The following is a 12,258-nucleotide window of genomic DNA, read 5'->3' as shown; positions in this document are numbered from 1 at the left end:
GTCCTGAATCCATTCAGCGCTTATAGCTCTTGTCCTTTTCCCTGCCGGCCGTCAAATGTCCATTTAAGCTGAAGAGAATCGCCTTGGAACTGATTTTGATCCTCATCATTATCAACGAATTCAAACTGGACGAACAAGTCATCGGTCGTTCCTGCTTTCAGTCCTTTTTTCTTTTCAAAAAGAGGTGTGAAAACATTGCTGGAAACAGCGTTAGGATCCATTTCCTTTAATTCTTCCAAGGTTGTGCTGTAAATGACATCATTCAGCTTGTCTGCATTATAAAGGAAGTTTACCTTAATATGGCTGCCTAGGTCCTCCGTGTTAGCTTCTTCGCCTTCTTTGTTCACAACTGTATAATCTGTAGTCAAAAGTACCTTCTTAATGTCGACCGTTCCATCGTTTTGCAGCTTGAATGTACGGGTTACATAATCTCCCGGAGCCATGTCCTTCACATTCACAACTTCAGTCGGAACCGCATTTAAGTCAAGTGTGCCGGCAGCAAATGAGCTCGTTGCCTCTGCTCTGTCATTGAAATAAGCATATGTACCCCCGCCGACCAACGATAGTCCCAATGCTGCTGAAGCAATACCTAACCCTAATTTCGTCTTGATCCCCATTTTACATTCCTCCTGTTTCCTGTGTATGTGATCTCTTATACCTAAGCCCTGTCACGCCTTCGTCCATTCTTTTGGACCAAACATGAAACCAGCCTTTGCAAAGAGGCTCAACCGGTGGTGCAGCTTTTAATTTTCACCTATTTTGTTTAAATATTCCGACAAATATTACCGCGAGGAATTCATCTCATCTGTTATGACAAATTATTTATGATTTGGGATAAAATTCTTCCTTCTTTCCTCCTTAAGTGTAGCAGTCGCCTAAATTCGGCAAAAGGTTCTTTATACCAATAAATCACCTCATCCATTTGTATGATTTTTGAAGTCCCCGGTTTAATAAAAAGCATGAAATCAATGTTTTCCACTAAAATTTTTTACCCCATGAACCAATGGGTCCGGTTCTTTCGGCATTGAAATGGAATGAGTCTACCTAAATAAAAAGAACCCGGATTCTTTTCCAGGTTCTTCTTTATGCATATAGAGAAATGACAGGCTGATCTGACTCGGATTGTGCGTATTTTCCATTAACCGGTGCGATTTTACGCTGGCCGCTTACTTTCAGAACCCGCTGGAAGGTAAGATCATTCGAACAGGAAGGGCATATCCATTCCCCGCCGCTGTAGCTGCTGTAAGAAGACTTGGCACAGCGGGGGCACACTTTTTTAAACATTTCCATCTCTCCTAAACTGTGACATGAAGAATCCAAGTAGAATGAAGGACCAGTACAAAGGAATAGAGGATACACGCTCCGTACGTAACCCCCTTTAGGAGGGTCGTCGTTTTAATTGGGAGGAGAAAGACCATGAAAAAGAGGAGAAAGGAAAACAGAAGCTTGACTCCGATAAAAGCGGCCGGACTCCATTCATACAGCCCTCTCATGATAGGATTGGCTTCCTGTATAAAGCCCAGCTCCAGCCCGGCTAAAGTGATGAAAAGATCTGCGGCATTGACAACAGCCAGATAAATGAAAGCAACCTTCAATGGGAGCAGCTCCTTCTGAAAGGCATATTAGTTATGCTGAAGCTTATGCATTCTTAGGTTCCTCAAGCCTTGCAACAGCTTTCCATATAGTTAATATGGAGTACCCGATCAGCAGCAATCCGGGAACAATGAACAAGAGTGCGTTTCCTTCTTTAGACTTAGCATATTCAATTAAATAGCCGATATACGGAACTGTGAAACCTGTATAAGAGGCTGAAACGTTTTCTGAGAGCACCGGTGATGAATCCGCTGATTGGTTATTGTCCCCCTTCGTTGTATACATCACATGCTCTCCGCTCGTTTTCCGTTCAATCACGCGGTGGGTAACAAGAGTCTGTTCATCCATCTTAAATGTAATCACATCTCCCTGCTCAAACCGTGTCATATCGCCGCCTGGCTGAACCGCAATAACCGATCCTGTCTGAATTCCCGGCTCCATCGAACCGGACAAAACGGTTTTAAATTGATATCCGAAAATTTCAGGATCCCCTCCTGAAACATTTGTTGAAACCACTAACAGAATCATGCCTGTAAGCAAAAGAAACAGAAAGGCGGACATAAGCTGGCTAACGATTCGTTTCACTGCTTTCATCTGCAATCTCTCCTTCGTGATCCGTGATTACTTCAGATTCAGAACGGGCAGCAGGTTCTCGTCCAGCGGATAAATCTGCAGAAGCTGGCTCATGCGTCTGCTTCAATCCCGACTCATCATCGAATGGCTCCGTACCTTCTTCCGCTGTCACAGAACATCCTTTTACTTCTACTGGGTGGCTGCTTATAGAGGCAGTCTCTTTGTCATTGCCTCCGTAGCCCGGCCGTTGATCCACTTCGAATCTGTATGTGCCGGCCTCACCCGCTTTGATTGAAAGAGGAGCCGTTTCTCCCGTTTTTACTGCCGGAAGGTTTCCATCCTCAATCATTTTTTCGTTCATATATATTCTGTAGGACGTACCATCAAGCATCGTAAATCCCATATTTTGGATAAGCGCCTTAATCTCAGCAGGCTCTCCGCAAACCGTTAACGCATCATTTACCGGAATGTCCATAAAGCTTAATTCACTTTTATCCCACCAGGAACCCATCTTGATTTGAATGGACTGCTCATTCCCGTCAGTAAAGTAAGCACTTGTTGGGGAGGTTATGTAAGTGAGGAATAATATCAGAAAATAGGCAATGAACGAGCATTTTAACAGATGATTCACCTTTCGCCGAATGGTCTCCAGCCCCTGTTCTTCTATGGGAATAATTGAAGAAAGGAGAACAGGAAGATCCTGCCCTCCTAACCCTGCTTGTTACAGTTCTTCACCTTTACCGTGCTGTGCTTCAAACGTCCATTTAAGCTCCAGCGCATCACCCTGGAATTCATTTTGGTCTTTGTCGTTCTCCACAAACTCAAATTGAACGAAAAGGTCGTCTGTCGTTCCGGCAGCCAGGCCTTTCTTTTCCATCATTGGAGTAAAGACGTTTTTATCGATAGCATTTGGATCCATTTTTTTCAGTTCACTCAGCGTTGTGCTGTAGATGACATCATTTAGCTTGTCTGCATTATAAAGGAAGTTAACTTGGATGTGCTTGCCAAGGTCCTGAACGTTCTGATCAGCACCGTCCTTATTCATGACCGTATAATCTGTCATCAAGAAGACTTTTTTGATATCCAATGTCCCTTTGTTTTCAAGCTTAAATGCTCTGGTGGCCCAGTCACCGGGCTTCATGTTCTCCAGTTCAATAACCATTTCCTCAGGGCCCACAGCCAAATCTAAAGTCCCTGCTGCAAACGTGCCTTTAGCATCTGCTTTATCACTGAAGTAAGCATATGTACCGCCGCCAACCAATGTCAGACCAAGTGCTGCAGAAGCAAGACCCAATCCCAATTTCTTCTTCATGCTCATTGTAAAGTCCCCCTAAAAATTGATTTATATTGAACTTCCAATACTTCAGGAAGAGTCAATCACTGCCAGTCTATCTTTCTCCCGCGCCTGCTGAACAGCAGCCTAAAGGAGATGTAAAGCAAAGCGGTGCCAGGCAGAATCATCAGAAAGATGCCGGCTGCCCTGGATTGAATGGCTGCGAACAAAAAGCCTGCATAGGGGATCGTGATTCCTGTGTACACCCCTGAAATGTCTTGAGCAAGCACCGGTTCACGGTCCGCACCATCGTTGGCATCCCCTTTTGTAACATAGGAATCTCCCTCAAGCACCTTATCAATGCGATGAGTAATGAGGATTTCTTCTTTCGTTCTGAAGGTAATGACTTCCCCTTTATTAAATGTTTCTTCCCGATCCGGTTTTCTGATTAAAATCATGGATCCTGTCTGAAAAACGGGTTCCATCGAACCAGATAAAACATTCTTTAGCTGAAAAGGAAGGAATTGGTGCGTGTTCCCAAGAAGTAATAAGTAAAACACAATGCCTAATACGAATGTGAATCTTACAGCATAAAAAATGACTCTTTTTTTCATTCAGGCAGCACACCACTGTTCTTAATTAAGAATTTCTTACTATGATTATATCTTATGGCCTATTTAAAAGAAAAATCTCGAAAAATGCCATTTAATTCATTTTAACGAACGTTTTCGTTCGTTTTCTCGAATATCCTCTCTTTTTCTAACAATTTCTTAATTTTATTAAGAACAATTTGTTTTATATAATGAACGAAAGCGTTGCATTTATTGTTAAGAAGGAGTTCATTATATGGAAGCTGTCGGAAAAAGAATTCGCGAAATCAGGCGTCAAAAAGGCTATTCACTCAGTGAGCTTGCCGAACAGGCAGGTGTATCAAAATCGTATTTAAGCTACATAGAACGAAATGTTCAAAAGAACCCCAGTCTTCAGTTTTTAACCAAAATATCGGACACGCTGGATGTCGAAGTAAATGAACTGCTGGGGGACCCTGAGCCAAAGGGCCAGCTCGATGAAGAATGGAAGGCATTGATTGAGAGAGCCATTAATGAAGGCATGAGCAAGGAAGAGTTTGAAACGTTCAGAAATTATGTCAGATTCAATAAATGGAAAGAATCCAAGGGGGAAAAAAATGATGACTGAACAAAGACTTGTTTCAGAAAAAGAGTGGGTTGAACTGTTAACGGAAGCCAAAAACTTGGGACTGACACCCGAGGAAGTACGAAGCTTCCTATTCAGCAAAGAACCAGCAGCAGCACATTAAACGATTCGTTCTCTTTTGGAAGCAGGTGGTGTTATGGTAAAAATCCTGGCTGCGGCCATCCCGGTCCTGTACATTGCCGTGATATGGATTCAATCCAGCTATTCAACGGAAGCCATCATTCTTTTTCTTACAAAAGGGATTGACCGGGTGGCCGTGATTGAAGAACCGGCATTGCCTATTATTCTATTAGGCACCCTCTTTGAACTGCTTCATCTAATCGAATTCGGGATCTTGTTCTTTCTGTCCGTTCTTGCCCTGCAGGCTTTCGGCCTCTCCTCTAAAAGGGCAATCCCGATCGCCCTCTTCATTGCCGCCGGCTACAGCGTCATTGACGAGTGGCACCAATACTTTACAGCAGGCCGTTCCGCCTCATGGACAGATCTTCTGAAGGACTGGGCCGGCATTGTCATCGTCTGGTTACTCATGATCCGGCATGAGCGGAAGAAAAGACAGAGAAGAAGGGCTGAATGGAATACAAGGCTCAGGAAAAGGGCATAGCAAAAACAGCCGGTACCGCTAAACGAAATGCGGCACCGGCTGTTTGCTGTCTGTATATCTTTAATCATTCTTAACGGCTAACCTGAACCGCCTCTGCCTGATTCCCAAGCAGACGCCCAAACTGGCCCGAACGCTGGCTGGCGAGCTCCTGAAAGCCACCAGCCTGCACAATCCTTCCTTCCTCCAATACAATCACCTGATCCGCGTTCCGGATCGTAGAAAGCCTATGCGCAATGACAATAATCGTCATCTTTCCCTTAAGCCCCTCCAGAGCCTCCTGAATCTTTCTCTCATTCTCGCTGTCTAAAGCACTCGTAGCCTCATCCAGCACCAAAATTGAAGGCTTCCGCAAGATTGCCCTGGCAAGCACCAGTCTCTGCCGTTCCCCGCCTGACAGCCGAACGCCCCGGTCTCCGATAGGCGTATCGAGACCATCAGGAAGCCTGCGGACGAATTCGGCAGCGGAGGAGAATTCCAGGGCTTGCCAGATCTCTTTTTCAGAAGCATGGTTTTCAATCATCAGAAGATTATCCCTTATGCTCCCATTAAAAAGAAAAGGATCCTGTGATACATAACTTATAGATTTCCTTAAAGAATACAAATTATCATCTGTAATTGGTGATTCATCAACGTATATTTTGCCATTAGTCGGCTTATTAAGGCCCATAATTAAATCTACTAAAGTACTCTTTCCAGCTCCTGAACGCCCGACTATAGCTGTTGTTCTATTTGTAGATATTTCTAAATTGATATTAGTTAGTGTCCACTTTTCCTGATTATCACTATATTTAAAATCTACTTCTTCACAAGCAATACCATCTGCAAGCAGAAGAGGTTCACCTTGCATTTTATTATTTTTTTCCCCCTCCTTTGAAGCATCAGATTCTTCTTGCAGTTTAATTAGGGACTGAAGAGCAGGCAAAGTTGATGCAATTTGTTCAGCATTCGATTGTATACTTGTGAATCTTGGCCATAGTCTTGTAAATATGAGTATAATCAATAATAATTGTGCAGACTGAGCCTGAAACAAAGTAATGGATATATAAATCAATAGAGCAATAATAACTGCTGAAGACACTTTATAGAATAGCTGGGACCTGTTTCTAAGATGTACAATTGCTAACTGTTCTTTTTCTACTGTGTTACACCAATGCTGCAGCCATGTAATTCTGGAATTTTCTAAAGTATTCGTTTTAATATCTTTCATTCCATTAAAGTGGTCTGTGATCCCCCCTAAATAACTCCTTGCTACTTCTGATGTTTGGTTTCCAATTTCTTTGGATTTCTTAATAAAATGCCTTGAACATAGTGCAAGCATCACTCCAGATAATAGAACGAATAAAGTAATCTGCGGGGATAGCCAAAATGCAATAGCAATTTGTATAAAAGTAAATACAATAGAAGTTGATAATTGGAGAAAAAGCTGAGTTCCAGCAACTACTCTGCTTAACTCATCAGTTAGAGCGTTAACAAAATCAGATTTTCTTCTCTTAATGAAAAAACTCCAGTTTGCATACGTTAATTTCGAAAAAATTTCTAAACGCAAGTGATTTGTAAACCTTACTAAAATTTTCGTATTACGGAGAGCTAATTTTTGATGAAGTAAGGTTTGAAAAACTACTATACCTAAATAAATGGATAAAATAACCGGGAGAAGAAATAAATCGGGGATACTTGAAAATAACTTAACAATTCCAGAGAAATGACTGCTGTTAGATGAGTCATCCAAAATTCCGCTAATATTAAGCATAGGAATAAGCATTAGTATACCGATTCCTTCAAGCAGACTTACAAGACCCATAGCAAAAAAATTCACATAAAGGATTCTACCTGAGAACTTATGCAGTTTTTTTGCAAAAAAAATTAGTGACTCCATCGATCACGTCCCCCAATTATTATAAATAGCTTTTGATTTTCTCCAAGTCCAAAGGAAAGGACGCAGAGGCACATACAGAAAATGGAGATTTTTCGGCAGCGGCATTGTCTCAGAATCAACTGGATACGGATGAAGCAAGCTCAGAGCAAACAAGCATTTCTGTTTAGCTGACATTAGGTCAAATAGATGTCTTTGATGATATTTAGATACATGTATAGGCACAGGTTCAGTATGTAAATTGATCATCTCTTCAAGGTAAAAAATTGCTTTATGAGCAAGCTGATTAGCTCGTTTTCTTTGAAATAACGGCTCCATATCACTGGATATAGGAGTCTTAAATAAACGATTTGTTAAAATCAATGCTTGACCTCCAATATCTAAATAACCATAGGACCTTAGCACCTTCATAACTTTGTTCCAGTCCAAATCCTGCTGAACTAACTGATGGATATCCATTACCCATCGTATTCTAGACCATCCATGCCTTGCTCCATGGGTTACTAGGAAAAAAAACAAATCTTCTTTACTCAGGTAAAAAATAGGTGATTGCGAAAAAGTGCTTACTCTCCTCCGTTCCCATAATTCTTTAAAAGCAGGCTGTTTTGCAGGCCCAGGGTTCAGTCTCCAGTGAATCTCTACCTTCATCTTTGTTTCCGGATGATTAAAAGTCACGTGGTGGTGTCTCCATTTCCAGTCATTAAGAACAGATGAAAAATAGTCATCTTTTATGTAACCCTTTACTTTCATCATCTGTTCAACCTTATTTAGGTCTTTTATAGAGACAAGTACGTCAATATCACTTGAAGTTCTAAGTGATAAGCTTCCATACAATTCTGCCCCTAATATAGGACCTTTTAAGAATAAAGCAGGGATATTATGTTGATTAAAAAGGGTTCCTAACTTACCCATTTCACCACTCAAAGAAAGCATATTCATTGTGTTTATTTTTACATATTGGGATAATAGAGCCATTGTCTGTTGAGGGATAAAACCCCATTTTTCTTCCTTGATTTTTAAAAAAAGACTTGGAAATAAACGGTGATGAATAGACATTTCAACAAATTCATTCCAGTTGACATTTTTGAAAAAATCTTGATTGTTTTTATTCAGATTTTCTGATTTTTTACATGATAACATTTCCAATATTAAGATCAGTTCGTCTGGTACTTTCCTTAAGCATAGTTGATAAGATACCATGGTATAAATCTCCTTAAATGTTCACGAAATGTTTTTTTTAGCAAATGTGCTTACAACCGTATAATCCTGCATTTCTGCTGCGCCAGATATATAATAGGGGCCGCTCCTCAGCCATGCATGGGCAATCATTTTACCATTCGTACTTCTTGCTGAACCTAAGTATAGAGTACTTTCTATATTTCTTCTTTCAAGCATTTTCATCCCTGCTATCGCTTTTACCAAACACTTACTTTCCCAAAAAGTGTATTTACTCATTACGTGAATAGCTATAGCAATTTCTTTTAATTGCTTTCTATTTTGTGTCATAAGTTCTGTAGATGTTTCCTGCATATGATACCCTAATAAATGCTTAATTTTATAAAAAGGGAAAGCTTTTAGTATTCTGGCCCACCCAAGAAATAGGAAGGCTTCTATATACAGACTCAACGTTTTATGGTCCAAAGAGATGAATGTTTTGAATTTTTTTAACGCTCCCACTCTCACATTCCTCATTTTATCTTTTAATTATGTTTATTAAGTAATTCTTCTGAATCAAGCATGGTTAAGAATCTAATGACTTCGTCTTCACATACATCTCTACTCACCTCAAATTTTTCTATGAGGATGTCGATTAAATTAGAGACGCGAATGGGATCCTTTAATTCCCCCCAGATTTCACCACCTATGGAACCTAAATTATAATATTTCCCCTTGTCAACATTAAACATCACTTTTTCGCCAGCCATGTCACTGGTAACGTTCCCTTCTCTTTGGGAAACAGTAGAATAAACGGTGATTTCTTCACAATTAATCACAAACATTCTCCTTTCCTATGATGTTTAATATATTCATAGCCAATTCTGGTGCAGTATATCGAGAAATGGGCCTATTCAAAGAATACACTCCAACTTGATTCAAAATAGCAGCAGAGTATGAAAAATGCCAGCTAGTTAAATTTAATGAGGGAATTAAAAAGTTGCGGTAGGTATGGTTAAGCAGAACTTTGAACCTATTAAATCCTTCCATGCTTTCAATACTCAGATGGTTATCTGTTTTTACAAGTTCAATAATTCCACCTAATGGCAACGGCTGAGTAATAAAATTAGATGAAACTGGCACACTGAATTTATCCGTTCGTCCAAAAATTGATTTGTACTCTTCCTTTTTCATTCCAAAATAATTAAGGCTCTCCTGCCAAAGCTTTTGCTGAGGATAGGATGGGGTCACATACGGATAACCATTCTGCATTGTTATTGGAATGACATCATCACTTAGAAGTTTATATCCTGATTTTAAAAAATAAGAAGCTAAAGTAGATTTTCCCGCGCCGGACTCACCAACAATGCAATAGGCTTTCCCCTCAATTTCAATGGCGCTTCCATGAAGAGGAAGGATTTTTTTTTGCATTAGTATTACACCCATGCATGTACCAAGAACAAAAAGCCTAATCATATCAAAATCTGTTTCCCTGATTGGAGAATATTGAATTTCATGCCCATTTAAAATTCCAAATATAGCTAGGTCGGGAATTTTAAAGTAAACATCCTTGTTATCAAAAGTAAAACCAAACTCATTATCAGAGAGTTCTCTCCAAAGATAAGTCAAGTCTTTTTCATATATATTTATATCGATTGGTAAATTCCGATTTGCTGAGGAAGAAAGTTCTGGCAGTAATAGGTCACTCTGTATAGTAAAACCAAAGCCTGTATATATAAGCTTTTCTTTGACTTTAAGCATCTCTCTTCACTCCATGAAGTAGCCCTACCCTATAGGATAGGGCTCAATAAAATGTGTACTAAGTATCCTCTATCATTCAAAAAACATATGGAGTGATATTAGCTGAAAGTCAATTTTCCTTTTGGAGTATTAGGGTCAAATGCAGCATCTGTAAAATCACCATCTCTTCCAAGAAGAGTTTCGTTTACATCCAAAACTTCTAAAGTTGGTTTTTCCCATACCTTTTTCATATTTTCACCTCCCTTCAATTGAATTTTTTTAAAAACCTATATAAAATAACCGTTCTTACAAGAATCTTAAAATAAGGGTTGATGGCATGGTGTGATTCGACCCCTTGATCCATAATGGAGAGAGCATTCATAATCGTATCCCTATTTAAGTAATACATAACCTGATCATCTTTAACTAAATGATCCAATTCATGTCTAAACTCATTCCACTGAGGAATCATTCTATAAACCCAATCTGCACCTTGCACACCAAAGGTACGTTGATTCAACCTTACTTCATCTGGCAAATAATTCTTTGTTGCTCTTCTTATCAATGCACGGTCTAGACCATTTTGCACATATTGACTATTGGGAACAGATAGGCAGAAACGAATTACACGAAGGTCATTAGTTGGATCACGTTTCCACAAAGAATATTTCAGCGATAGTTTCGTTGATAGAGTGTTGCTGGCATTCCAATGGAAACCATCTTCAAAATGTTTAATTCTTTCTTCTTCTAAGGAAGAATTCAGATACCAGCCTCTATGATTTATTCCTTGCTTTGCAAGTTTTTGATTTACCATTATTTCCTCTGCAAAACTTTCATTGATTATTGACGGCATTCTGTTCTCTGTTTTTCTAATGAACATACCAGGAAAAGCAATTTTTGCAATGTCAGGCAATTGACCCAGTCTGGCTCCACCTGTATTACGACTGTATTGATTCAGTTCCTTATACAACTTCACCCATTTTAATTTCTTTAATAGTTCTGAATAATAATGAACAGCGGAGCCCCATGAGATAGAAAAATTTCCTCTATCCCCATTTAAAAGTACACCTGCGCCTTCTGAATGAGCTGCTTCAAAAAGTCCTTTAAGCCAAAATGAATTTTCAAAAAATTTATAGGGCATCTCCATTATGCTTAAGAAGTCATCTATTTCATCATAAGAATTTTTTTTATCAAAGCTTAATAAATGAGCATGAATACCATTAACATGCTGAACGGTTTTTTTAATCAAAGGTGTCTCATTTGTTAGCAAATGCGTAGCGGTAAAATCTTCAAAATCGTTGGGAGGAATATAGCTAAAAGTATGCAGGATCTCCCTTTTTTCTTTTAATGAATTGACTGCATAGCTTACGACAGAGCCTGAGTCTAATCCTCCACTTAACTGCGCACCAATTTTCTTATAGGTTCTTAGTCTAGCAGTTACTGCCTGTTGAAATTCACTTTGAAAGGCTTCTACATATTCTGAATCATTTTTGAATTTAAATGGATGAATATTGCTGAAAGAGTGGTACCTACGGATTGTGATTTTATCGTTTTTTAAAGTTAGGCTATGAGCCGGGGGAATTTGGTATATATCCATATAAGGAGTAATGGCAGGGTCCACGCTATCCATCATTCCTGACACAGCTAAGTAATCGGCTAGCCAACATTTATTCAGCTTTTTATCAATAAAGGATAGAGAAAGCAATGGTTTAATGGTTGTACTAAAAGCAAAGTTGGATCCTGATTTACTATAATAGAGTGTCCTGGACCCAGAAAAATCTCTAGCTCCAAAAAGGAGATTTTGTTTTTCGTCCCAGATCATAAAGGCGAAATCACCAATTAAATATTTGGGTGATTCTTGACCCCATTTTAGATAAGCCAGCATAATCAATTGACTGTCCGTGATGTTTTTTTGGTCTCTCAAGGGAACTTGCAGGTGTTCGAATAATTCAAGGCGGTTATCTATAATGGCATCTGCTGTGATTGCAATTTGCCTTTGCGGATCATAAAATGGCAACTTCTCTCCTAGAGATTCTTTTGTAATCCATTGTGAATGGCAGCCAAGATAAATATGATTTTTATGAAAGCAGCCTATGTGATTTACAGGAAACTCAGCAAGTGAATCCATAATATTTGTTCTATTTCGAATAGAAACATCATTCTGGTTAAATTGTAAGATCCCTGTAATAGCGCTCATGTTTCCTCCATCGTATATTCTTTATAAAGAACGAAAAG

General features: G+C 39.4%; 17 protein-coding genes. 3 read left to right on the top strand and 14 right to left on the bottom strand.

Annotated features, from left to right (window positions below; all coding sequences use genetic code 11):
• Window positions 1–20: 20 nt before the first annotated feature.
• The 7 genes from ACQCV8_RS15255 to ACQCV8_RS15225 all read right to left on the bottom strand — a co-directional run bounded on the left by ACQCV8_RS15255 (window position 21) and on the right by ACQCV8_RS15225 (window position 4,053).
• Complete coding sequence (locus ACQCV8_RS15255; protein ID WP_426845780.1) at window positions 21–617, bottom strand: TasA family protein; 597 nt, start codon at window positions 615–617, stop codon at window positions 21–23.
• Window positions 618–1,083: 466 nt separating this feature from the next.
• The gene (locus tag ACQCV8_RS15250; RefSeq protein ID WP_426845778.1) at window positions 1,084–1,284 is read right to left on the bottom strand and encodes a hypothetical protein; all 201 of its coding nucleotides are present in this window, start codon (window positions 1,282–1,284) and stop codon (window positions 1,084–1,086) included.
• A gap of 11 nt (window positions 1,285–1,295) precedes the next feature.
• The gene (locus ACQCV8_RS15245; RefSeq protein ID WP_426845776.1) at window positions 1,296–1,595 is read right to left on the bottom strand and encodes a DUF5658 family protein; all 300 of its coding nucleotides are present in this window, start codon (window positions 1,593–1,595) and stop codon (window positions 1,296–1,298) included.
• Between the two features lie 43 nt (window positions 1,596–1,638).
• Complete coding sequence (sipW, locus tag ACQCV8_RS15240; protein WP_426845774.1) at window positions 1,639–2,187, bottom strand: signal peptidase I SipW; 549 nt, start codon at window positions 2,185–2,187, stop codon at window positions 1,639–1,641.
• Window positions 2,162–2,797: an amyloid fiber anchoring/assembly protein TapA gene (gene tapA, locus ACQCV8_RS15235; protein ID WP_426845773.1), complete on the bottom strand. Its 636-nt coding sequence runs from the start codon at window positions 2,795–2,797 to the stop codon at window positions 2,162–2,164. The genes sipW and tapA overlap by 26 nt, the downstream gene beginning before the upstream one ends.
• Window positions 2,798–2,887: 90 nt before the next feature.
• Window positions 2,888–3,484 (bottom strand): TasA family protein, encoded by a 597-nt coding sequence (locus tag ACQCV8_RS15230; protein WP_426845771.1) that lies wholly within the window; start codon window positions 3,482–3,484, stop codon window positions 2,888–2,890.
• 59 nt (window positions 3,485–3,543) lie between these two features.
• Window positions 3,544–4,053, bottom strand: a complete 510-nt coding sequence (locus tag ACQCV8_RS15225; RefSeq protein ID WP_426845769.1) for a signal peptidase I — start codon at window positions 4,051–4,053, stop codon at window positions 3,544–3,546.
• A gap of 232 nt (window positions 4,054–4,285) precedes the next feature.
• Between ACQCV8_RS15225 and ACQCV8_RS15220 the strand changes: the two genes are divergently transcribed.
• Genes ACQCV8_RS15220 through ACQCV8_RS15210 form a run of 3 tightly spaced genes read left to right on the top strand, consistent with a single transcriptional unit; the run spans window position 4,286 to window position 5,255 of the window.
• A complete protein-coding gene (locus tag ACQCV8_RS15220; RefSeq protein ID WP_426845767.1) occupies window positions 4,286–4,636 on the top strand; it encodes a helix-turn-helix domain-containing protein in 351 nt (116 codons plus the stop codon).
• Entirely contained in the window at window positions 4,626–4,757 is a 132-nt protein-coding gene (locus ACQCV8_RS15215; protein ID WP_426845765.1) for an anti-repressor SinI family protein, read from the top strand. Before ACQCV8_RS15220 ends, ACQCV8_RS15215 begins: the two co-directional genes overlap by 11 nt.
• A 33-nt stretch (window positions 4,758–4,790) precedes the next feature.
• On the top strand, window positions 4,791–5,255 hold the full coding sequence (locus ACQCV8_RS15210) for a VanZ family protein (protein ID WP_426845763.1): 465 nt from the start codon (window positions 4,791–4,793) through the stop codon (window positions 5,253–5,255).
• 70 nt (window positions 5,256–5,325) lie between these two features.
• Here the strand turns inward: ACQCV8_RS15210 and ACQCV8_RS15205 are convergent, their stop codons facing one another.
• The 7 genes from ACQCV8_RS15205 to ACQCV8_RS15175 form a co-directional block, all read right to left on the bottom strand.
• Complete coding sequence (locus tag ACQCV8_RS15205) at window positions 5,326–7,131, bottom strand: ABC transporter ATP-binding protein (RefSeq protein WP_426845761.1); 1,806 nt, start codon at window positions 7,129–7,131, stop codon at window positions 5,326–5,328.
• Between the two features lie 3 nt (window positions 7,132–7,134).
• Window positions 7,135–8,328, bottom strand: coding sequence for a nucleotidyltransferase domain-containing protein (locus ACQCV8_RS15200; RefSeq protein WP_426845759.1), 1,194 nt, complete (start codon window positions 8,326–8,328; stop codon window positions 7,135–7,137).
• A gap of 21 nt (window positions 8,329–8,349) precedes the next feature.
• Complete coding sequence (locus ACQCV8_RS15195) at window positions 8,350–8,805, bottom strand: lasso peptide biosynthesis B2 protein (RefSeq protein WP_426845757.1); 456 nt, start codon at window positions 8,803–8,805, stop codon at window positions 8,350–8,352.
• Window positions 8,806–8,828: 23 nt separating this feature from the next.
• Window positions 8,829–9,122, bottom strand: a complete 294-nt coding sequence (locus tag ACQCV8_RS15190) for a lasso peptide biosynthesis PqqD family chaperone (RefSeq protein ID WP_426845756.1) — start codon at window positions 9,120–9,122, stop codon at window positions 8,829–8,831.
• Window positions 9,115–10,044: an aldolase gene (locus tag ACQCV8_RS15185; RefSeq protein ID WP_426845754.1), complete on the bottom strand. Its 930-nt coding sequence runs from the start codon at window positions 10,042–10,044 to the stop codon at window positions 9,115–9,117. The genes ACQCV8_RS15190 and ACQCV8_RS15185 overlap by 8 nt, the downstream gene beginning before the upstream one ends.
• A 98-nt stretch (window positions 10,045–10,142) precedes the next feature.
• Window positions 10,143–10,274, bottom strand: a complete 132-nt coding sequence (locus ACQCV8_RS15180) for a paeninodin family lasso peptide (RefSeq protein ID WP_426845752.1) — start codon at window positions 10,272–10,274, stop codon at window positions 10,143–10,145.
• A 14-nt stretch (window positions 10,275–10,288) separates the two neighbouring features.
• A complete protein-coding gene (locus ACQCV8_RS15175; RefSeq protein WP_426845751.1) occupies window positions 10,289–12,220 on the bottom strand; it encodes an asparagine synthase-related protein in 1,932 nt (643 codons plus the stop codon).
• Window positions 12,221–12,258 lie beyond the last annotated feature (38 nt).

The sequence above is a fragment of the Metabacillus sp. 84 genome (assembly GCF_050107715.1).
Lineage (GTDB): Bacteria > Bacillota > Bacilli > Bacillales > Bacillaceae > Metabacillus_B.
Note: the sequence above shows the minus strand (reverse complement) of the source record. Positions and strands in the feature narration are given on the sequence as shown.